The sequence below is a fragment of the Leptolyngbya boryana PCC 6306 genome, from assembly GCF_000353285.1.
GTDB classification, from domain to species: Bacteria; Cyanobacteriota; Cyanobacteriia; order Leptolyngbyales; family Leptolyngbyaceae; genus Leptolyngbya; species Leptolyngbya boryana.
Genome location: NZ_KB731324.1, coordinates 1,896,831 through 1,918,728 on the forward strand (window position 1 = coordinate 1,896,831; position 21,898 = coordinate 1,918,728).

The 21,898-nt window shown below is 47.4% G+C and carries 22 protein-coding genes; 11 read left to right on the forward strand and 11 right to left on the reverse strand.

Going from position 1 to position 21,898, the window contains the following annotated elements; translation table 11 throughout:
- Window positions 1-14 precede the first annotated feature (14 nt).
- Window positions 15-1,649: a mechanosensitive ion channel family protein gene (locus LEPBO_RS36620; RefSeq protein WP_051077786.1), complete on the forward strand. Its 1,635-nt coding sequence runs from the start codon at window positions 15-17 to the stop codon at window positions 1,647-1,649.
- A gap of 24 nt (window positions 1,650-1,673) precedes the next feature.
- Here LEPBO_RS36620 and LEPBO_RS0109410 read toward each other — a convergent pair whose 3' ends face one another.
- The 5 genes from LEPBO_RS0109410 to LEPBO_RS0109430 all read right to left on the reverse strand — a co-directional run bounded on the left by LEPBO_RS0109410 (window position 1,674) and on the right by LEPBO_RS0109430 (window position 7,025).
- Window positions 1,674-2,582, reverse strand: coding sequence for a succinate--CoA ligase subunit alpha (locus LEPBO_RS0109410; protein WP_017287306.1), 909 nt, complete (start codon window positions 2,580-2,582; stop codon window positions 1,674-1,676).
- Between the two features lie 373 nt (window positions 2,583-2,955).
- Window positions 2,956-4,239, reverse strand: coding sequence for a succinate--CoA ligase subunit beta (locus tag LEPBO_RS0109415; RefSeq protein WP_225885705.1), 1,284 nt, complete (start codon window positions 4,237-4,239; stop codon window positions 2,956-2,958).
- The gene (locus tag LEPBO_RS0109420) at window positions 4,149-5,057 is read right to left on the reverse strand and encodes an SDR family NAD(P)-dependent oxidoreductase (RefSeq protein ID WP_017287308.1); all 909 of its coding nucleotides are present in this window, start codon (window positions 5,055-5,057) and stop codon (window positions 4,149-4,151) included. Before LEPBO_RS0109420 ends, LEPBO_RS0109415 begins: the two co-directional genes overlap by 91 nt.
- Window positions 5,058-5,132: 75 nt before the next feature.
- Window positions 5,133-6,467 carry a sensor histidine kinase gene (locus LEPBO_RS0109425; protein ID WP_017287309.1) on the reverse strand — a complete coding sequence of 445 codons (1,335 nt, stop codon included), beginning with the start codon at window positions 6,465-6,467 and terminating at the stop codon, window positions 5,133-5,135.
- Window positions 6,468-6,473: 6 nt separating this feature from the next.
- Entirely contained in the window at window positions 6,474-7,025 is a 552-nt protein-coding gene (locus LEPBO_RS0109430) for a heme NO-binding domain-containing protein (protein WP_017287310.1), read from the reverse strand.
- Window positions 7,026-7,198: 173 nt separating this feature from the next.
- On the opposite strand from LEPBO_RS0109430, the gene LEPBO_RS0109435 reads away from it, so the two are divergent.
- From LEPBO_RS0109435 to LEPBO_RS36630, 3 genes are read left to right on the forward strand one after another with little or no spacing between them, the layout of a single operon-like run.
- Complete coding sequence (locus LEPBO_RS0109435; protein WP_225903959.1) at window positions 7,199-7,813, forward strand: sigma-70 family RNA polymerase sigma factor; 615 nt, start codon at window positions 7,199-7,201, stop codon at window positions 7,811-7,813.
- Window positions 7,810-8,148, forward strand: coding sequence for a hypothetical protein (locus tag LEPBO_RS36625; protein ID WP_017287312.1), 339 nt, complete (start codon window positions 7,810-7,812; stop codon window positions 8,146-8,148). The genes LEPBO_RS0109435 and LEPBO_RS36625 overlap by 4 nt, the downstream gene beginning before the upstream one ends.
- A 12-nt stretch (window positions 8,149-8,160) precedes the next feature.
- The gene (locus LEPBO_RS36630; protein ID WP_017287313.1) at window positions 8,161-8,649 is read left to right on the forward strand and encodes a Spy/CpxP family protein refolding chaperone; all 489 of its coding nucleotides are present in this window, start codon (window positions 8,161-8,163) and stop codon (window positions 8,647-8,649) included.
- A 49-nt stretch (window positions 8,650-8,698) separates the two neighbouring features.
- Here LEPBO_RS36630 and LEPBO_RS0109450 read toward each other — a convergent pair whose 3' ends face one another.
- Window positions 8,699-9,067: a single-stranded DNA-binding protein gene (locus tag LEPBO_RS0109450; protein WP_017287314.1), complete on the reverse strand. Its 369-nt coding sequence runs from the start codon at window positions 9,065-9,067 to the stop codon at window positions 8,699-8,701.
- Window positions 9,068-9,253: 186 nt separating this feature from the next.
- On the opposite strand from LEPBO_RS0109450, the gene LEPBO_RS0109455 reads away from it, so the two are divergent.
- The 4 genes from LEPBO_RS0109455 (at window position 9,254) to LEPBO_RS0109470 (ending at window position 13,231) form a co-directional block, all read left to right on the forward strand.
- Complete coding sequence (locus LEPBO_RS0109455) at window positions 9,254-10,291, forward strand: rod shape-determining protein (RefSeq protein ID WP_071596150.1); 1,038 nt, start codon at window positions 9,254-9,256, stop codon at window positions 10,289-10,291.
- Window positions 10,292-10,389: 98 nt separating this feature from the next.
- A complete protein-coding gene (gene mreC, locus LEPBO_RS0109460) occupies window positions 10,390-11,271 on the forward strand; it encodes a rod shape-determining protein MreC (RefSeq protein ID WP_017287316.1) in 882 nt (293 codons plus the stop codon).
- Window positions 11,268-11,828, forward strand: a complete 561-nt coding sequence (gene mreD, locus LEPBO_RS0109465) for a rod shape-determining protein MreD (RefSeq protein ID WP_017287317.1) — start codon at window positions 11,268-11,270, stop codon at window positions 11,826-11,828. Before mreC ends, mreD begins: the two co-directional genes overlap by 4 nt.
- Window positions 11,829-12,139: 311 nt before the next feature.
- Window positions 12,140-13,231 (forward strand): beta-galactosidase, encoded by a 1,092-nt coding sequence (locus tag LEPBO_RS0109470; RefSeq protein WP_017287318.1) that lies wholly within the window; start codon window positions 12,140-12,142, stop codon window positions 13,229-13,231.
- Window positions 13,232-13,348: 117 nt separating this feature from the next.
- Here the strand turns inward: LEPBO_RS0109470 and LEPBO_RS0109475 are convergent, their stop codons facing one another.
- The 3 genes from LEPBO_RS0109475 to era form a co-directional block, all read right to left on the reverse strand.
- Window positions 13,349-13,684: a XisI protein gene (locus LEPBO_RS0109475; protein ID WP_017287319.1), complete on the reverse strand. Its 336-nt coding sequence runs from the start codon at window positions 13,682-13,684 to the stop codon at window positions 13,349-13,351.
- Window positions 13,672-14,088: a XisH family protein gene (locus LEPBO_RS0109480; RefSeq protein WP_017287320.1), complete on the reverse strand. Its 417-nt coding sequence runs from the start codon at window positions 14,086-14,088 to the stop codon at window positions 13,672-13,674. Before LEPBO_RS0109480 ends, LEPBO_RS0109475 begins: the two co-directional genes overlap by 13 nt.
- 154 nt (window positions 14,089-14,242) lie before the next feature.
- A complete protein-coding gene (era, locus tag LEPBO_RS0109485) occupies window positions 14,243-15,175 on the reverse strand; it encodes a GTPase Era (protein ID WP_017287321.1) in 933 nt (310 codons plus the stop codon).
- An 80-nt stretch (window positions 15,176-15,255) separates the two neighbouring features.
- On the opposite strand from era, the gene LEPBO_RS0109490 reads away from it, so the two are divergent.
- From LEPBO_RS0109490 to LEPBO_RS0109500, 3 genes are read left to right on the forward strand one after another with little or no spacing between them, the layout of a single operon-like run.
- Window positions 15,256-16,335 (forward strand): ATP-dependent 6-phosphofructokinase, encoded by a 1,080-nt coding sequence (locus LEPBO_RS0109490; protein ID WP_017287322.1) that lies wholly within the window; start codon window positions 15,256-15,258, stop codon window positions 16,333-16,335.
- Window positions 16,336-17,013 carry a 5'/3'-nucleotidase SurE gene (gene surE / locus LEPBO_RS0109495; protein WP_017287323.1) on the forward strand — a complete coding sequence of 226 codons (678 nt, stop codon included), beginning with the start codon at window positions 16,336-16,338 and terminating at the stop codon, window positions 17,011-17,013.
- 30 nt (window positions 17,014-17,043) lie between these two features.
- Window positions 17,044-17,409, forward strand: coding sequence for a VOC family protein (locus LEPBO_RS0109500; RefSeq protein WP_017287324.1), 366 nt, complete (start codon window positions 17,044-17,046; stop codon window positions 17,407-17,409).
- A gap of 121 nt (window positions 17,410-17,530) precedes the next feature.
- Here the strand turns inward: LEPBO_RS0109500 and LEPBO_RS0109505 are convergent, their stop codons facing one another.
- A complete protein-coding gene (locus tag LEPBO_RS0109505; protein ID WP_017287325.1) occupies window positions 17,531-18,223 on the reverse strand; it encodes a hypothetical protein in 693 nt (230 codons plus the stop codon).
- A 201-nt stretch (window positions 18,224-18,424) separates the two neighbouring features.
- Window positions 18,425-21,883: a transcription-repair coupling factor gene (gene mfd / locus LEPBO_RS0109510; RefSeq protein ID WP_017287326.1), complete on the reverse strand. Its 3,459-nt coding sequence runs from the start codon at window positions 21,881-21,883 to the stop codon at window positions 18,425-18,427.
- Window positions 21,884-21,898: the final 15 nt, after the last annotated feature.

Genomic DNA, 21,898 nt, shown 5'->3' on the forward strand with positions numbered 1-21,898 from the left:
TGAGCCTAATCCTAGTGCTTAGTCCAACGACTTTGGCACAAACCCCAATTCTGCCAACTCCTAAAATTGCCCTTCCCCAAATCAATAGCACCGATATTGTCACGACCGGGATTCAACTTGACGGACGGGAACTCTTCACGATCGCGCTGCCTGCGACGGCTCAGCCGAATCAACCGAACCAAAGAAGCGCGATCGCAGTTCGTCGTCAAAGTATTGAAGCCACCTTGCAACGATTCGCAAATCAACGGAACGCCCCTGACCTTCAAGTTAATTCCACACTAGACGCAAATAGCAACCTGCCGATCATTTCCATCAATCAACGGTATTTGATGACCGTGACAACATTGGATGCTCAACTTCAGGGACAAGAACCGACTCCTTATGCAGAAGAACTCACTCGGATCATTCGCACCGCTTTACTCGAAGCGGAACGGGAACGACAGCCTGAAGTGATCACGCAACAAACGGGAAAAGCGATCGCGACTCTGGGTGGCATGTTTGCACTCAGTTGGCTCGTTTCCCGCTTGCAAAAATATTTGCGCAAGCGACAAAGGCTGCTTGAAGACGAAACGCCGTCCCCTGCTGACATTTTGCCGAACACACCAGAAACAGCGAGTCCTCGCACTCAACTCACTGTCAAACAACAGATGAAAAGTAGGCGGGAGCGAACCTTGCAAGATATGCAACGGCGATCGCTGCAACTGATGCAGATCGGAATCTGGATGGCTGGCATCTATTTCATTTTGGGACTCTTTCCAGATTCGCGTCCCCTCCAACCGCTCGTCCTTTCAACACCATTAAAGGTTCTTGGAATTATTGTTGCGACTTATCTGGTGATTCGATTGAGTGATCTGATCGTCGATCGCATCTTCGGAGCACTTGATATTTCTGAATCAACGCCAGATGCCTCTCAACGGGTGGCACTGAGAGTTTCAACGTTTTCGGGCGTTGCAAAAGGTATCCTCAGCTTAATGTGGATTAGCATTGGCATTGTGATTATTCTATCGATTATCGGAATTCAAATCCTGCCATTGCTCGCGGGTGCAGGAATTATTGGGATTGGTATCTCTTTAGCGTCTCAGAATTTGATCAAAGATATGATCAATGGATTTCTCATTTTATTTGAAGATCAATATGCCGTAGGCGATATTATTCAAGTCGATGATGTCAGTGGATTAGTCGAATTTATTAGTCTCAGAATTACTCAGATTCGTAGTGCAGATGGACGATTAATCACGATTCCCAATAGTTCGATCGCGATCGTCGAAAATCTCTCGAAAGATTGGTCAAGAGTCGATTTGTCGATTGTCATTTCATACGATGCAGATGTCGATCGCGCAATTCAGCTGATCGAAAAAGTTGGCAGAGATCTCAGCGCAGATCCCGACTGGCACACCAAAATTCTCGAAGCCCCTCAAGTATTAGGCGTTGAGGATTTTAGCAATGCAGGGATTACCTTACGAACTTGGATTAAAACCCAACCTTTACAACCAGCCGTGGTCGGGCGAGAATTCCGGCGGCGAGTCAAACAAGCCTTGGACGCAGCGGGGATCTCGATCGGAATTCCCCAACAGGTATTCTCGGTTCGAGAAGCATTCCAAGATGATCCATTTGATTCCCCGAATCGATCCAACCCAGAAAAGCAATAGAAATGGGTCTGCGAAGTTCGGGCTTTAGATTGCTTTTTTCACAGAGGTTTTCAGAATCCGGTTGACCAACTCAGGAATTTCTGAAGGTCTTTCCGCCACTGGAATGCCTGCCCGCTTAAATGCCGCCACCTTACTTTCAGCCGTGCCTAAATCTGGTCCTAGATCTGCTGCCTGCGAATCAATAATCGCGCCAGCATGTCCCATCCGGCGATTGCGGGGTGCACTCCGACCCGCAACATAGGCAACGACAGGCTTATCGATCGCTTCTGCAATATAGTGCGCTGCCACTTCCTCACAATCTCCGCCAATTTCCCCAACCAGTACAATCACATCGGTCTGAGGATCTTCATCCAAAATCTGCAACCACTGCGGAAACGTCGAACCCATAATCGTATCGCCGCCAATACTCACCGCGATCGATTGCCCTAAGCCCGCTTGTGACAACACCCAAGCTACCTCATACGTTAGGGTTCCATTTCGACTCACCAATCCGACTGACCCAGGTCGATAAAAGTCTGGAGGATGAATCCCGAGGAGCATTTGCCCTGGAACAATCACACCTGGACTATTAGGTCCCACAATGAGCGTATCGGTTGCCTCAGCTTTACGGATCAGATGTACCATATCTAAAGGAGGAATCCCTTGGCTAATCAGAATAATCTGACGAATTCCAACTGCGATCGCTTCTAAGGCAGCGTCTAAGGCAGCATAGGGGGGCGAAAAAATTACCGTTGTATCGATCGATCCCAGTTTCGGGATCGCTTGCTCCAGCATGTCAAATACCGGAATTCCAGCCAGCGAACGACCTCCTTTGCCAGGGCTAACCCCTGCGACAATCTGAGTTCCGTACTTCTGCATCAAAGGAGTATAAATTTCTCCCAATGGTTCCAGAATGCCTTGCACAATCACTTTGCTGGCTGGCGTAAATATCATAAGAAATAGATGATCGCTGGTAGACTAAAAATCATTCCGCTGAATGGCGCGCGAAACTGTTCAAAATGAGCTTTTCGCTAGAACTATAGACGGTTGACTTTGGCGATACAATCCGTTTAGGTTCAGCATTCTATGACACAAGTATTCGTATTTCTAATATCACTACGGAATTGCAATCTGCTCGAAGCATTCTCGTAGATCCCGTTATGATAACGCTATTCCCAGGATCAAGTCATCCCTAGAATTATAGTTGTGTGAGTTAAGGCACAGTTGCCTAGATTTGCCAAACTCCAAAAAAGAAACGATTTGGTCAAGCAAAAAATCCGTAAAAACACTCGAATTATATTTTGGTTAAGACAAGGTTAATACCGTCTTAACCTTCGCGCCGCTTTGTGAAAGCAATCAGTTGCTCGATCGCGCTATCGAGATCGTCTAGAACCAAGGCGGGAGTGCTTGCTAGGATTTCTTTCGCTTCATTCATGTTGGTGCCCAACAGCCGAATCACCAGCTTAGGAACTGGCACGCCTCGGCTAATCCGGAGATTATCTTTATGTGCCCCAATCGCGATCGGAGGCGCAGGCGGACGCTGGAGAAATTTTGAGATCGTTGAAGCAATACGATCGCTCGGAACCGTTCCACCGACGAGGTTCACTAAAATGACTTTGACTTGCTTGTTCTGCGACAGCATTTTCAAGCCTTGGTCAACCCGGTCACAGAGCGTTTCAGGTTGCCAATCGTGATGGGTTTCGCTGCCAATGTTGAGATAGTGCAGGAGCTTGCCACCCGCTTGACTGACTAAATCCATCGTTGCCATGGTCAAAGCTGCCCCATTACAAAGAATGGCAATCTGTCCATCGGCATCGATCGTCGTGAGCGAATCCGGTAAGCGATCGAGCACAAATTTTTGGGGTCGGTTATCCAAAGCAGCAAGCGCTGGATGCCGTCCTAGGGCTGCATCATTCACGCTGACTTTTCCGTCGAGTGCCATGACTTCGCCTGCGGCATTCACGCCCAAGGGATTGATTTCGACTAAATCGAGATCTTTATCAATGAACAGGCGATACATTCGCTCCACCACATCACTGACCAAGTTGATCAAATCGCCACTTAGTCCCATTTTGATCGTTAATCGACGCGCATAGAATGAGGAAAATTCTTGATCGACGACCACATGCTGCATCTCGTCGATCGAGGTCTGAACATCGATCCCGCCTTTCTTCGATCCCAGTAAGACAGGACGACGAATCGAGCGATTTAACACAACCGCCAGATAAAATTCTTGCTGAGCATCGTATTTCGCTTCAGCCAAGAGAACTTTGGGGTATTCGCCGACGATCGATAAATTGAAAATCGAATGAGCGGCAGCAATGGCATCGATCGTATTACTGACAAAACGAATTCCGCCGACTCGTCCCCGCTCGCCCACGTAAACCTGCGATTTCAGCACCACGGGGTAAGGAATTTTCAGTGCTTTCAAATCAGTAGGACGCTCAATTCGTTGGGCTGGAAGCACTGGAATTCCAACTTCACGAAATAAGTCTTTGGCTTGGTATTCGAGTAAATTCATTACAGGGAGGGCTGACGTTGACGATTTTTCCACTCTTTGGCGACTCGATCGATGCCGTAAAACTTCTGCCAAAAGCGATCGACGATCCATGTCGGTAACACCTTAGTCATCATAAACAACAGGAATCCACCCGCCGTCGCTGCTACATATCGGGGTTGAGGATATTCTGCCATGATAGCTTTAACGATGACCGCTGCAACTTTGTCAGAACTCCAAGCCTGGCTTTTTGTGAGTTTATCTAGGTTATCTAGATTCTCAAAAGCTGCGCGATATGGTGTATCTTTCCCGTCCGGCATCGTGATATTCACTTCCCGCTCCACCACATCAAAGAATTCTGTACTGACGGGACCGGGTTCAATCACACTAACTCGAATATTAAACGGTTCTAATTCTCGCCGCAAACTATCACTGAGCGATTCTAGAGCGAATTTAGAAGCACTGTACATTCCACAAAATGGAAATGCAATCCGTCCTCCAAGCGAACTGACATTAATAATTTTGCCGCCCCCTTGATCTCGCATCACCGGAATCAGGGCTTGAATTAATGCGATCGCGCCAATCACATTGACTTGAAACTGGCGCTGAGCTGCCTCGATCGGCATCAGTTCGATCGGTCCCATTTGCCCATACCCCGCATTATTGACTAACACATCAACTCTGCCAAATTTCTCGATCGCGGTGTTTGCCAACGCTTTCACTTGATCCGGCTCAGCCATATCTGTTGCAACGGTGAGCACTTCGGCTCCTTTTTTTCGAGCACGATCGGCAACAAGATCAAGCTTGGCTAAGTTCCGCGCCGCTAAAATTAATCGAATGTTGGGAATGCGATCGGCGAGGGCTTGAGCAAGTGCGGCTCCAATTCCCGCAGATGCACCCGTGATCAGAACAACTTGAGGCGACGCAGACATAAGCAAAAAGAATGATTTCTCCTTCTCAATCCTATGCTAAGTCGATAAATTGTAGCGGATCAGTTATTGCGCGGCTTATGAAATCGGTAAAGTGATACAAAATTGAGTCCCTTGTCCGAGTTCTGAAATGCATTGGATCGTGCCTTTATGCCGCTCTGTAATCACCTGATAGCTAATTGAGAGTCCCAGTCCTGTTCCTTGACCTATAGGTTTAGTGGTAAAAAACGGGTCAAACAACTTCGCTTGAATTGAAGTTGGAATACCCGTACCATTATCGGCAATCACAATCGAAACGGAATGCTCAGACTGCATCTCTGAAGTGATCGTAATGGTAGCTGGATTAGCTTCACACTCTTGTTTTGAGCATTGGGATGCAGCTTCATCCAGGGCATCGATCGCATTCACGAGCAAGTTCATAAAAACCTGGTTCAATTGCCCCGGATAACATTTCAGAGGGGGCAGATTGCCATAATTTTTAATGATTCTAATTTCTGGGCGGTCTATTTTTGACTTGAGGCGGTTTTGCAGAATCAACAGAGTACTATCGATTCCCTCGTGGATATCGGCAATTTTCATGCCATCCTCATCCAAGCGGGAGAAATTCCTTAAGGATTTAACAATTTCTTGAATCCGAATCGTACCGATATCTATCGAAGCTAAAACTTTCGGTAAATCCACACGGAGAAATTCAAGATCAACCGCTTCGCTCAAATCGACGATCGTCGCGTCCGGATGCGGATACGATCGCTCGTAAGCTTGCAGCATATCCAATAAGTCCTGCATATACTTCTCAACGTAATGCAAATTTCCGTGAATAAAGTTGACGGGATTATTAATTTCATGAGCAACGCCTGCCACTAATTGTCCTAGGCTAGACATCTTCTCACTTTGCACCAATTGCATTTGGGTTTGCTGCAATTCCTGGATCGTTTGAGAGAGATCTTGGGTTAACTGGCGGGCTTCGTTGAGTGCTGCATTTTTGGCTTGCATTAAAAACAGAAAATCGATGATCGGATCGTGAATCGCAAAATCCTTAAATTTCAAACCCAATTGGGCTAATTGCTGGGTGTCATTGATCCGAGGGGAACCGAGAAAGAAGATGACATCTTGTTCTTCGACATACACCATTTGCCCTCGAATGTGTAGATCACTATGCAGGAGTTCCAGCAAAAATAGAGCCTGCGACTGTTTCTGAATTGCCTCAAACTCGAGTTGTATTCTTGGACGGCTGATTTTGAAGTGATCGAGGAGGGAACTGCCAACCAAGGGTTTTCGGCTCATACGTTGCAACACTTCCCCGGTTTGAATGATCGTTAAACTGCGATCGTAAACAAAGTGAAAGGGAAATGCGGTCGTAAAGAGATGCGGGGGTAGGCTCCAAGCTTCACGGGGCAACTCAGGTGAAGTCATAGGTGATTAGTCTTGATGGTATTGAATCACAAACTCATCATGGTCAGCCCCTTCTGCTTTGCTTTGTGTCTGGGTCACTTCTACCTCAGTCTCAAATCGGTTGCCTAAGCCCTTAACCAATCCAACAATCATGGGGGCGAGTCCTTCTCGATGCGTGTGGTATTCCAAAGTTATTGATGCTTCATCTGTCTCAGTGCACTCAAACGAAGGAGGCTGAAGTTTGGGAAAGGCAACGCCAACTCGTGCATGGAGGGTATCGAGATTCTGCAAGAATTCGGGTAAGTTCTCTCCACTCATTGCCATCAATTCTCCGTACCCTTCTTCTGCGGTATACTGCACCCAAAATTCACCAAATGCCTGCATGATTTCGGCAGAAGAGAGTCCCAAGACCTGGCTGGCTGCTTTCACTAACCGATGAGTCAAGTCATCAGGATATCCTTCCATCGTCAGAAAAACGTCGATCTCAATATCAGCTTTTTGTCGAATTTCGTGCCAAGTTGCCTCACCAAAATGAGCGCAAACCATGTCGCGAATTGCCTTATTCACTAAGCCATACATAAAATATCTTTCCTTAGATGGATGGAAAATTAGTGAGCCTAGTATTCCCAGGAGAATAATCGACCCAACAGAGCGAGATTGCGGTTCGGTGAAGTTGGGGTTGACCGATTGAACTCTTTTGAACTTAGTGCAGTCAAAAGAGTATCCTCAATAAATTGAAGGCACATCTTTCAGTGTTAGCGGTAGCAATTTCTTGGATAGGTTCTACATTTCCGGTGCAAGCAAATGATTCTTCCTCAAATTCTGCGGATCAGGGCGATCGCGAACTGATTTTAGCTGCGATCGAGGGAGATACTCAGAGCTTCCGTCATCTGTATCGTCGCTATCATCCGCGTGTGCGTGCTTTGCTCTACCAACTTTGTGATGTCTACGCCATTGATGATCTGGTTCAAGAAGTGTTTCTGCGAGTCTGGAAAGGATTGCCTAAATTTCGGCAGTCTTCGCAATTCTCGACGTGGCTCTATCGAATTGTTTGGAATGTTGCATCCGACTATCGGCAATCTGCGGCAAAAGGTCGATCGCGCTTAGAAGTTTTGACTCAACAAGCTTCCAAGCAGCAGGATGCACCGGATCTCATGCAATTACATTACGAAGATATTGTTAGGCGAGGATTACAAGACTTAAGTTTTGACCATCGAACGGTCTTGGTGATGCATGATTTAGAAGGAATGCAGCAAAAAGAAATTGCGGACATTCTACAAATTCCAGTAGGTACAGTTAAATCTCGATTGTTTCATGCGCGTGGTGCGATGCGTCAATTTCTCGATCGTCAAGGAGTCCAATTATGAAACCTTTTCCTGAAGATGACGAGGATCTGACTCAGTTTCTCCAACGTCATCGGTCGAATCCTCCCCCTCCTGCCCTCGGCTTAGAAGACCAGATTATTCAATCCCTGCCGCGCAGTTCTGCGCGATCGCGATCGCTGATTTTTCTAGTGACTGGAATTGCTGCCTGCCTTTTGGCAACGGTGATCACGCGACCTGGACAAACGCCTTATCCGGTGGCTGATGCCGATGAGATAGAAAGCTTTATGACCAGCAATTGGTCCAGTGTGGTGGAGGGAGCATCGATAAACGATATGCCCGATTATCTTGCCTTGGTTGAACCAAATTTGAATGAATAGGAGTTGAAATCTATGTTTCGTCGTGTCGCGATCGTGGCAGCTTCAACCGTGCTTGTTTTAGTGGGAAGCGCGGCGGTTTTGCGGGCGATCGATTTTGGAAATGAGAATTCACCTACGATCGCCCAGGCTCCTAACGAACGTCCTGGCAAGCGAGGACATGGATTGATGCGTGACTTAAATCTCTCTGCTGATCAGATGCGATCGATCCAGCAGATTCGATCGCGCTATCGAGATCAATTAGACAACGATCGCACGGCTGCCCGCCAAGCTCAACAAGAGTTACGCAAATTAATGGCTGGCTCGGCAAAAGACGATGAGATTCGCGATAAATTTCGCCAGGTTCAATCTCTCAGAGCAAAAGCCGCAGAAGCGCAATTCAACAGCATGTTAGAAATGCGCGGCGTTCTGACTCAAGAACAACGTCAGAAATTTTCGGAACACATGGAGAAACGGCGCGGAGAAATGCGAGAACGGTTTAGAGATAGAATGCCGGGGATTTGATGGGGGAATGGGGAATGGCGAATGATAAATTCCCCACTCTCCTACTTTTCTAAAAATCTTCCTCGTAACCTGCCGACTCTCCACCGCCGCCTTCATTGTCACGCTTCGAGCCGAGTAATTGCAGCCGATCGACTAGAATGACAGGAGACGATCGCGCCGCACCCGAATTTTTATCTGTCCAAGTATCGAGCTTCAGCGATCCCTTAACCCCGATTAAGCTACCTTTACGAACATAATTGGCAGCCACATCTGCTTGCTTGCCCCAAAGTTCTAAATTAAACCAATCTGGCTGATCGCTATTGCGTGTCTGACGATTCACTGCCAGCGTCAGCCGACACTTGACGCTGCCTGACTCAAAATACTTGACATCCGGATCTCCACCGACTCGCCCAACCAGCGTGACAACATTTAAGCTCATGGTTCTTTTGTACTAAATAATGCAGTTGCCTCCCATATTAAATGATTTTCTGGGTCATTGCTCTTAACTTGTGCTAACCCCTAGACTCAGGGGTGAAACTGTAATAAAATCCACTATCGATCAGCATCATTGCTTACCATTTCATTTGATCAGCGTACTCATTGCAGTTAAAGAGGCAAGAATCTAGTGGGTTTTTTCAATCGCTTCTCCCTCTCGCGGGACATGGGTATCGATCTCGGTACCGCTAACACCCTGGTCTACGTATCCGGAAAAGGTATTGTTCTCTCAGAACCTTCCGTCGTAGCGATCGACCAGTCTGACAGAGTCCCCTTGGCTGTCGGAGAAGACGCAAAGCGGATGCTAGGTCGAACCCCCGGAAACGTTGTGGCATTACGCCCACTTCGAGATGGCGTAATCGCCGATTTTGATACGGCTGAGTTAATGCTCAAACACTTCATTCAGCGCGTGCATGAAGGAAAAGCATTAGTTTCTCCGCGGATTGTGATTGGAATTCCTAGCGGTGTTACTGGCGTTGAACGCCGTGCGGTGATGGAAGCTGCGTCTCAGGCAGGTGCGCGTGAGGTTTATTTGATCGATGAACCAGTAGCCGCCGCGATCGGGGCAGGATTGCCGGTTGCTGAACCCACAGGGAACATGATCATTGATATTGGTGGTGGGACAACGGAAGTTGCTGTTCTCAGCTTGCAAGGAACCGTTTTGAGCGAGTCGGTTCGAGTTGCAGGGGACGAACTCAGTGACGCGATCGTGCAGTATATGAAAAAAGTCCACAACCTGGTGATTGGGGAACGGACGGCGGAAGAAATTAAAATTCAGATCGGCTCGGCATATCCGGGTGCAGTCGATGAAGAAATGATGGAAGTGCGCGGACTTCATTTGCTGTCTGGATTGCCACGAACTGTGACGATTAAGGGACCTGAAATTCGTGAAAGTATGTCAGAGCCTTTGTCTGTGATTGTCGATGCTGTGAAACGGACGTTGGAAAGAACTCCGCCAGAACTTGCCGCCGATATTATCGATCGAGGCATTATGTTGGCAGGTGGTGGAGCATTGCTCAAAGGCATTGATACCCTGATCAGTCATGAGACCGGAATCGTCGTACACGTTGCCGCTGATCCTCTCAGTTGTGTTGTGTTGGGAACCGGGCGCGTGTTAGAAAACTTTAAGCAATTAGAGCGGGTGTTTAGCACTCGTCCGCCTCGCTAAAGTTGTCCTGATGGGATGATTTTAAGTGTGAAAATTGTGTTCAATCTTGCCTCGGTAAGGTGTATTGTTAGGCTGCTCACTGATTGAGAACGCGCTGAATGTACGAATTGCGTCGCTGGTGGGATCGATTTGGGATCCCATTCACTCTTGCTACTCTTGGATTGGGAACTGCACTCTTGATACGTCAGAGTCAGGCCGGGTTTGTGATGGAAACTTACCAGTGGTTAACTCGCCCATTTCAGAGTAAGCCAGTGGCGATGGATCGGTTGATGAATGCTCAAACCCGTGAGTTACAGCAGCGCTTAATCGAGCTAGAGAGCAAGAATCAAAAGCTGGAAGAACTGCTGGGATTCGCCAAGTCGAAGAAGGCAGAAGGGATTCCAGCCTCAGTGATTGGGCGGAGTGCGGATCATTGGTGGCAGCATGTGACGTTGAGTCGTGGCTCGAACGATGGTGTGAAAGAAGGAGCCGTGGTCATGAGTCCGGGCGGACTGGTCGGACGGATCATTGATGTTAGCCCGAGTACGAGTCGAGTGCTGTTATTGAGCGATCCTTCTAGTCGGGTTGGGGTTGCGATTAGCCGTAGTCGATTTATGGGCTATCTGCGCGGGAAAACAGGAAATCGTGCGGTTATGGAATTTTTTGAGAAGGTTCCAGATGTCCGCAAAGATGATGTGGTGACGACTTCTTCGTTTAGTCAACTGTTTCCGGCGGGAATTCCGATCGGACGAGTTGAATCTGTTGATCTCACCAAAAGTCCGGCTCCTGAAGCCACGATCGAACTGACTGCCCCGATTAATTATTTAGAGTGGGCAATGATTTATCCGCATTCTCCTGCTCTCGCAGATCCTCAACCTGCAGCTAAACCAAATCTGGTTCCGTCTCCCTCTGCCTCGCCTGATCCCAGTGTTTCACCGAGTCCTGATGCTAGTTTGACTGTTTCGCCCACTCCTGAAGCTTTGCCGAGTTCTACGCCATGAGCCTGCGTGCGATCGAGAATTTTGTCGATACCTATCCGAGCGCTCGCCCGCTTGTGAATGGAGCCGTAACTGTCGCATCGGTATTTTTATGTTTGTTGATCTTGCCCCTGCGATTGCCAGGAATGGAACTGGCAGGGATTAGTCCAAATTGGCTCTTAATTTGGGTGGTCGCTTGGAGTGTCAAACGAGTGGTTTGGCAAGGTGCAATGGCAGGTTTAATCTTAGGACTGCTGCAAGATGGCATGACTGCACCCGAACCGACTCATGCGATCGGCTTGATGATTGTGGGAGCTTTGACTGCAAAATTACAAAAGCAACGGTACGTGCAAGAAGACTTTATTTCTGTTGCACTCATTGTCTTTCTCATGGCAGTGATTTCAGAAACGATCACTGCGCTACAGTTTAGTTTCTTAGGGGAACGATCGCTGTCTGACATTTGGACGTATCACCAATTTATTGCGCTGAGTTCTGCAATTTTAAGCAGTTTGTGGGCACCGGTCGTTTATTTTCCACTGAATCGGTGGTGGGAAATGATGGGCATTGACGAACAGAGCTAAATCGATTTTAGATTGGGATTTTTAGACTGGGGATGGCTCAGTCTGAATTTGCGATCGACATAAATTTTGAAGATCAAGCGTGAATGAGGGGGTTAAACTAACGACCTCAAGATTTCGCGCGCAACTTAGATTGAGTAGCATAATATACTCACCTAGACTGATTTTTTGCTGTGAAATTACTTGCATTATTTTCTGCGATCGTTCACCCGTAACCGCTAGCATTGCCTTTGTTGTTGAAAGTGAGCACGATTGCGAATGCAATGATTTGAAAAGTAGATCAGCGTGCTGAGTTCGTTATCTTACTTTGAGCCATGATATTTCATCGAGCTTCTCGCAACTTAACCCGCAGGCAGTTCACCGCACTTTCGACTTTTGGTTTTCTCAATTTGATGGCTGCTAGTGCAGGGGCAACGATCTCTCTGCCGGATCTTGTTACTCCACCTCGATCGATGAAATTAGGGACGACGTTTAGCCAGTTGCAATGTTGGTATTTGGGATTGGATTATCGTGAGACATTCCAAGCGATTTGCGATTTGGGATTTAAGCAGTTGCGGCTGTGTGCTTATTGGCATGAATTGCAGCCGCAGGCGAATCAGTTTGATTTCAGTAAGATTGATTGGCTCTTAGATGAGAGCCATCGACGCGGGATTCAGGTCGTATTAGCAGTCGGTATGAAAGCGCCTCGCTATCCTGAGTTTCATTTTCCAGATTGGATGCGAGCAAAGTACGATACGACGAGTGCGAGGGTTTTGGATCGAGATCCTGCGATCGCAGATTTGACGTTAAAGATGCTCGATCGCGTTGTCAGTCATGCAAAAACGGCTCCAGCGATTCGGTATTGGCAAGTTGAGAATGAGCCATTTACAACGTTAGAAATTACGCATGGGCGATCGTTAAGTGAGAAGTTTGTTCGACAAGAAGTGAAATTAGTACGATCGCGCGCGCAAGCAGGTCAGAAAATTTTGCTGACGAATGCAATTACCCTCCCAGATGGACAGGGACAAGAAGACGATCAAGCCTTTCGAGCCAGTCTTTGGTTAGCCGATGCGATTGGATTTAATGTGTATACGAAAGTGCCACAAGGGGCGAGTCAGGCATATCTTGAGGCGCAGCCTTCGTATTGGAAAAAGTTAAAAGATTGGCGATCGCAGTTGCGACGATGGGGCAAAGAGAGCTGGATTGCTGAAGCACAGGCGGAACCTTGGGAAGCGAATGAGTTGGTTCCGGTGTCGCGGCTTGAGTATCCAAGTTCATCCCCACTTCAGGCAACGAGTATTGTCGATCGAGTTCAAGAAATCGGCTTTGATCCGGTGATGTTGTGGGGCTGTGAATATTGGTATTGGCAGCGCAAGCAAGGGCGCGATCAGTGGTGGCTGGCAATGCAGCAATTGTTGAGTTTGTGATATCTCTTAATTGCTTCTGAGCGAGTCATTGACCGCAATAAATCTGATAGGGGGATAGGGTGAAGATCTGAAATCATGGTTTCTGCTCCTATCTCCCCAAGCGCACTTTTCCTCTCTTCAGGCGACACCATAGTCTGTATAGGGTCGTTTGTAAGGCGGCTGTAATCCTAAAACAATGTCTTCTCTAGGTACGCCCATCTTGATTAGCTCCTCAGCCGGATTCTGATCAGTTAGGTTCTGTTGAATCCAAATTTTTTCATTTTTGATATCAATGTGCATGACACAACGGTAGATCCGATTCAACCCTTGCCAACCAACATTCATCCACTGATAATGATCCCGTTCAGCATCAAGAATGAGTTGCACCTCAACTTGCTCATCTGAAATATCATCGCTGGCGTACTGGCTCAACAGCGTTTGAATATACTGGCGGTATTGAGTTAGTTTATCCATTGCATGATCACCTCATTGGCAGGATCGTACACAATTATTAGAACTTGATAGCGTTGTATCGCAATTTGGGTGAATTCGTACTGAAAAAAGGTTTGATAGGTATCGAACGGGACTGCAAGGTATAAGGTTCGATCAGGATGAATTGATTCTAGAGCAAGGCGATAGCTCAGAAATTGCCCTAATGCAGCGTAGAAATCTGTAATTGCTGATGGATTGAGAAAACTTTTGATTTCGACTGCGATTTTCTCGCCCGATCGCTCTGCGGCAAGCAGTTGTTCTGCTCCTAAATCAACTTGAAAGTTGACGTTGCCAAATTTGAACTTCAAAGGATCGTCTGTGATCGTCCATTGTTCTTTCTGCAATGCGTGTTTGACAGCATCATGAAAAAAATCTTTGGCAGACACAGATCGAATCTCATTACGGCAAACTTATGATACTTTGTGCGATCGCTGTATTTTTGATGCGATCGCACAAGTGCAAAGCGATTTGCTAATCGTTCAAAAACTAAATCTATCGCAGCGCTGCTCAAAGTCGCGATTAACAACTTTGAGCAGTTCACTACTCTTCCTCGACTCGATAGCCAAATTCTGCAAGCTTGACTCGCGATTGTCGCCATTTCGGCATGACTTTCACAAATAGCTCTAAGTGAATTTTGCCCTCGACTAGCTTTTGCATTTGCTCGCGGGCAGCAGTCCCGATCGCTTTAATCATTCCTCCACCTTTTCCGAGCAAAATTGCTTTTTGTGAAGGACGTTCAACATTGATTGCCGCAAAGACTCGCGTAATCTTTTCTTCTTCCACAACTTTCTCAATTTCAACTGCAACCGAATGTGGAACTTCTTCACGAGTCATCATCAAGATTTGTTCTCGAATCAACTCGCCCATAATGAAACGTTCGGGCTGATCGGTGACTAAATCCGGTGGATAGTAGTAAGGCCCTGGTTCAAGCTGTTCGATAATTGCCTGCTGCAATTCTTCCATGCCATCGCCTTGCAGGGCTGAAAATTTTGCGATCGTCCAGTTTCGATCCGCTGCCAAGGCTTGGTAAGTCTGATCGAAGTCCGCATCAGATTGTTGATCGGACTTGTTCAAGCCTAAAATGACGGGAGTTTCAGTCTGGGCTAAAAGTTCTGCAACATAGCGATCGCCTCCTCCTGCGACAACAGAGCAATCGACGACAAATAGAACGACATCCACTGAGTCGATCGCACTTTGAGCATTTTTGACTAAGACTCGTCCGAGTTGATGATGCGGTTTGTGAATCCCAGGGGTATCCACAAAGATAATTTGGGCTTCAGGCGTGGTTAAAATGCCCCGTAACCGATTTCGAGTTGTCTGGGCAACGGGAGAGGTGATCGCGATCTTTTGACCCACGAGAAAGTTCATAATCGTGGACTTGCCGACATTGGGGCGACCAATAATGCCAACAAAGCCCGATCGATAGTTCTCAGGCGGCGTGGGAATCGTGAAAATGTCTGGATGTTCTGACATTCCTAAATGAATTCTGTAATCTGGGACACTGTCTGACGTGGCGTATTAAACTCACACAGCCTATTCAGTGTAGGGGATTTATGGGTGAAGTCAAACGGATTGGAATTTTAACCAGTGGTGGAGACTGTGCTGGGTTGAATGCGATCATTCGCGCTGTGGTGTATCGAGCGACGGGCTATGGCTGGAAAGTGTTTGGAATTTCACGAGCGACAAACGGGCTGATGGCTCGCCCGCCAGAGTTTACGGCTTTGGAGATTGAAAAAGTCGATCGCATTTTGACCCAGGGTGGCACGATGCTAGGAACGACGAACAAAGGCAATCCCTTCGCTTTCCCGATGCCGGATGGGCAAATTCTCGATCGCTCTGAGGAGATTATCGAAGGCTATCGTATGCTCAACCTCGATGCCATCATTGGAATCGGGGGCGATGGCAGTATGGCAATTCTTCGCAAACTGGCGCAACAAGGCGGAATGAACCTCGTCACCATTCCGAAAACCATTGATAACGATGTCGATATTACAGAACAATCGATTGGATTTGATACGGCTGTGAATATCGCTACAGAAGCGCTCGATCGCTTACATTTCACAGCGGCAAGTCATTCGCGCGTGATGATTTTAGAAGTGATGGGACGAGATGCCGGACATATTGCCATTAGTGCGGGAATTGCCGGGGGAGCGGATGTGATTTTGATTCCTGAAATTCCCTATACGATTAGCAATTTGTGTCGCAAGCTCGATGAACGGCAAGCCCAAGGTAAAAATTATTCATTGATTATTGTTTCAGAAGCAGTCAAAACTGAGGCAGGTCAAGCCGTCAATTGTACTCATGCATTTGGAGAGATGCGCTATGGCGGAGTCGGACAGTATCTTGCCGATGTCATCCATGAATGTCATGGTGCAGAAACACGGGTGACTGTGCTAGGACATGCTCAGCGCGGCGGCACACCTTCACCGCTCGATCGCTTACTGGCTTCTGCCTTTGGAGTTGCCGCAGTGGATCTGATCGCGCAAGGTAAGTTTGATCGTATGGTCGCTTGGCGCGATCGCAATGTGATCGATGTACCGATTTTGGATGCCATTCAGCAGTACTGTGTGGTCGATCCAGATAGTACACTCGTCAGGACGGCACGAGGGTTAGGAATTTATTTGGGAGATTGAATGACGGTTATTTTGACAAATGATGATGGCATTGATGCCCCAGGCATTCGAGCTTTACTGAAAGCGGTGAATGGATCTGGAATTTTGGTTGCTCCAAGTGGTCATTATTCCGGCTGTGGGCATCAGGTCACGACGACTGCACCGATTCGAGTTGAGAAAAGAACCGATCAAGAATATGCGATCGCGGGCACTCCGGCGGATTGTAGTCGCATTGCGCTAAATTATCTTTTTCCTGATACTAAGCTAGTTCTGTCAGGTATTAACTCTGGTGGTAACATGGGCGTTGATGTTTATATTTCAGGAACGGTTGCAGCAATTCGAGAAGCAGCATTTCATCGTGTGCCTGGAATCGCCATCTCACAATATAAAAAAGGTAGAATTCCGGTGGATTGGGAACGCTCGGCACGATGGGCAGCCCGAGTTGTCGAGCATCTCGCAAATCGTCCCTATGAGCCGGGATTTTATTGGAATGTGAATCTTCCCTACGTTGAACCTGATGATCCTGAGCCTGAAATGGTGTTTTGTCATCCTTGCACTCAGCCCTTACCAACGGATTTTCGGATTGAGGGGGATGAGTTTTATTACTGCGGTCAATATGGGGCAAGAAAGCGCGATCGCGGTTCTGACGTTGAGATTTGTTTGTCTGGAAAGATTGCGATTACTTACCTCAGCATTTAGAATTAGTACAAAACAACTCAAGGCATACAAATGGCAAGGCTGAGAAGGATTTGCCCATTTATTCCAGCAGGTGACGATGTTGCAAAGACGATCGCATTCTATGAGCAGAAGCTAGGCTTCAAGCGTCAATGGCAAGATAGCGAAACACCTGAATTAGCTTTGATTGCGCGCGATGACATTGAGTTGTTTCTACAAAAGAACCCTGATCCAGAGTGTGCGGAATGGACAACCTTGAGAGTTGAAGTGCAGGACATTGCCGACCTGTATCGGGAAATTGTGGAATGCGATCGTACCCTGATTCATCCCAATGGCAGGTTAGAAAAGAAATCTTGGGGAAGTACTGACTTTACGATTCTCGATTGCAATGATGTTTGTATTACTTTTTATGAGTTCTAACGGGTTTTGGTAGTTCATTGCAGTGGTTTACATCAGTTCAAACAGCAAAGAAGCAAAACGACAAAGCCTTGGAACTAGGAGATTTAGATTCTAGTTCCAAAGCTTTCTCATGCGCTAATTGCTAAGCAAATCGTTTACGCAAACGATTGATTCCACACAGCAGACCAGAAACCGCTAACCCTGGAAGCGGCGTGAAGCCGAAAGGCACAGGCGTTGCCTCTCCGACTTGAAGACTGCTAATTCCTGCTGCTCTCAGATCCGCGTCACCTACAGCAATCTGGATTTGGTCGAATGTTACCCCTGTGAAGCCATAGTATTCTCCGGGAGGTCCATTAGTGACACTACTAGAGGTGAACGATTCTATCGGTGTGCCATTCAGCAGGGCTGTGAAGGTTACAGTAGGCGTACTACTGTAGATTTTGAAGGCTGCGCGTGTTTGGGGAGATGTGAACTGGATAGAGAAGGGGTTTACAGTTGTCATTCCATTGGAAAGACTAGTGATATTGAATGCAGATGCTGAATCTTTGTAAGGGAATTCGCCAAAACTTATAGTGTCAAAATCCGCAGACCCCACAAAATAAAGGTTAGAAAACGTGACTCCTGCGCTGGAATATTGATTAGTAAGCGCAGTGGTACCAACCGGTGCCTCGCCAGCGAGGTCACTAAAGTCGATCGTTTGAGCCGGATTTGTAAGTCCAGTTGGCGAGGTATCAATTGCTAACGCATGAGCCGGGGCAATATCAACACTCGATAGTGCGATCGCTATCGCTGCTCCAGCTTGAGCAACGAGCGTACACTTCAAAAATGAGTTCATCGTCTAACACCTGTTAGGAAACAAGACCATTTTGTTGATCTCTTAACCTGCGCCATCCACAGTTCTGCTTACATCTATTCTCTTGCATTTAGAGAAAATGTGAAGATATACTGACTTGTTTTTCCAATGCACCTCGCAATTCTCGCCATACTTTCGATGTCACCCCAATTATGCAAGGCAGTACAACGTTACGACGCACACTCACTTACTTGCTCCCGTCAACACAGGCTCAGGCAACGCTCCTTGCATTCGACCTAGCCAATCGATCAAATTGCTCAATTGTTGATCTGCACTTAGCGCACCTAAACCGCGCACAGTGACTTTTCCAGCCGTGAAGATAAAGCGCGATCGCAAATGATCGGGTAAGTTCTCTTTCAGCAGATTCCAAGCGGGTTCTTCCATTGGAGTCTCTAAAATCACATGCTGCTTGCCTTCTGGCTTGATGCGTGAGAAACCGAGCTTTTTCGCAATTTGCTTGAGTTCCATGACTCTTAGCAATTGCTGAGCAGCGAGTGGAATCTGTCCATACCAATCAATCCAATCGGCTGAAACTTGCATCAGTTCAGTTTTGGATTGAGCCGCAGCGACCGCACGGTAAGCGGACATTTTCTGATCGAGATCGGGAATGTAATCGGCGGGAATAAATGCCGTCAGGCTGAGATCAATCTGCGTGTCATCGACTTGCGGAATCTCTTGACCTCGAATCTCTTGAATCGCTTCTTGCAGCATTTCCATGTAGAGATCAAACCCGATCGCATCCATCTGTCCCGATTGTTCTGCACCGAGTAAATTACCAACTCCTCGAATTTCCATATCTCGAACAGCTAATTGATAGCCCGATCCAAGCTGTGTAAATTCTTGCAAGGCTCGAAGTCTTTGTCTGGCATTATCTGAGAGTTGATGTTGTTTTGGATAGAACAACCAGGCATGCGCTTGAATTCCTGCCCGTCCGACTCGACCTCGAAGCTGATAAAGCTGTGATAAGCCAAACTTCTGAGCATCTTCGATGAGAATCGTATTGACTCTGGGAATGTCTAACCCAGATTCGATAATCGTGGTGCAGAGTAAGACATCTGCTTCGCCTGCTCCAAACGTCAGCATCACTGATTCAAGTTCAGATTCGGGCATCTGACCATGCGCGATCGCAATTCTCACACCCGGAATCATTTCTCGAATGCGCGCTGAAATCTCTTCAATTCCTTCGACACGCGGCACAACATAAAAGATTTGTCCCCCACGATCGAGTTCTTGGCGAATTGCCGATCGCACCATTTCCCCATCGTAAGGAGAGAGATGCGTTTTAATCGGACGACGCGAAGGAGGTGGAGTCGTAATTAAACTCATTTCTCGCACCCCTGAAAGTGCCATATACAAGGTTCTCGGAATTGGAGTTGCACTGAGCGTCAGCACATCAACTTGCGTTTTCAGGGATTTGATCTTCTCTTTCTGATTCACTCCAAATCGTTGTTCTTCATCGACCACGAGTAAACCTAAATCTTTGAATGCAACGCCTTTTCCGAGAAGCTGATGGGTTCCGACAACAATGTCAAGTTCACCTGTGATCATTCGACGCTGAATATCTTTGCGTTCTTCGGCAGATCGAAATCGATTCAGCAATCCAACTTGAATCGGGTATGGGGCAAACCGTTCTTTGATCGTGTGATAGTGCTGCTGAGTCAGAATGGTCGTCGGTGCGAGTAACGCAACTTGCTTTCCAGCCGTTACTGCTTTGAAAATCGCTCGAATGGCAACTTCGGTTTTACCAAAGCCAACATCGCCGCAAACTAAGCGATCCATCGGTCGATCGCTTTCCATATCAAGCTTCACATCTTGAACTGCTTTTAACTGATCCGGTGTGGGCTGATAGGGAAAAGAATCTTCCATCTCTTGTTGCCAAGGCATATCAACCGGATAAGTAAATCCCTGCTGCTGAGCGCGTTGTGCATAGAGTTGAAGTAAATCGACTGCAACTTTTTTAACAGCTTTGCGAACCTTGCTTTTCGTTTTTTCCCAAGCTTTACTCGACATTTTGTTTAGCTCAGGCTTGGCATCGCCCATGCCTCGAAAACGTGAGAGTGAACCAAGCTGATCCGCTGCAACTCTGAGTAATCCGTCTGCATATTTCAGAACGAGATATTCGCGAGTTTCATTGTTAATCGTCAAGCTTTCGAGCTTGATAAACTGCCCGATACCATGACTCTTGTGAACGACAAAATCGCCTTGCTCTAGCTTGTTCGGATCGACTTGCTTTGATGCAGCTCGACGACGTTTGCGAACATAGGTTGGAGTTGCTAGCGTTTGCTGTCCGAAGAATTCTTTATCAGTAACGACGACTAAGCGAAACGTCGGCAGAATGAACCCTTCAAGTTCTGCTAAGCCAGAGTATTTGACTGCGACAGGAACGTGTTGAATTTGCAGTTTCTCGATCGCTAAATAATCTTTCGGATTCGGAACGAACTGTGCCGGACAGTCATGTTCTTGAAGCAATGCCACCGAGCGAGAAGGCTGTGCTGAAACGAGCCAAATTGCAAAATTACGATCGCGTTCCCCCCTCAATGTCTCGGCTAATCGCGCAAACTGATGCGGAATTGCTGGAACCGGACGACTTGCAAGGTTCAGACCATTGTTGACCTCTGCTAACTCAGTGAGATTAATCCGCTCGAACCTTGCCAATTCGACCAGCGAATCCTCGAACGATCGATGAATCTTGGGCACAGTCGGCTTAACTTCTTGCCAATGCTCTTCGACATGTTCCAGCCAGCGATCGCTGTGGGCTTGTGCCATGTCTGGCTCATCGAGTGCCACCAGCGTATTCTCAGGTAAATAGTCGAGCAAAGAAGCTGGCTGCTCAAATGCCAAGCCTAAAAAGCGGCGAATTCCTTCGATCGGTGTTCCTTCTACAAATCGCTCTTGGTCTTCAGGTGAGAGAAGATCGAGAACGTCTTCTCCGAGTGCAGATTGAATAATCGGGCTAAAGCTCGTCGGTGTGAAGGTAACTTGCGTGACGCGATCGAGCGATCGCTGCGTAGACGGATCAAACTCCCGAATCTGATCCAACTCGTCGCCAAATAGTTCTAAGCGCACAGGGAGTTCTGCGGCAACGGGAAACACATCAATAATGTCGCCTCTGCGGCTCCACTGCCCTTCGGTCTCGACCAAGTTCGATCGCTCATATCCCAACTTCGCCAACGTATCGCTTAACTGAGCGAGATTGAGGCTACTGCCTTTCTCTAACGTCAGAAAATAGGGCAAAAAAGCGGCAGGCGGTGGTAAATGGGGCTGGAGCGCGCGCTCGGTTGCCACGATCGCAATCTTCTCTCCCGCTTTTACTAGATCCGCGAGCGTCTGCAACTGTCCCCAAGTCATCTCCGCTTCCGGGTCAAACGGTTCATACGGCGAAGATTCCGATGTGGGATAAAAATGCACCGTATTCCAGCCCATCGCATCCATCTGGACACTCCATCGCCCGGCTTCTTCCAAAGTCGAAGTTACGACTAAAAGCGTGCGATCGCTTGCCTGTGCCAACGTCGAAGCGACAATTCCTTTCGCCAAACGAGAAAGACCACTCAAATTCAGTGTCGAATTTTGTTTCAGTTTGCTCAGGAGTTCTGCCGTGAGCAGCGATCGACCCAGTGCGCGAATAATCGAAGAAAAAGCCATGTCGGACAAGAGGAG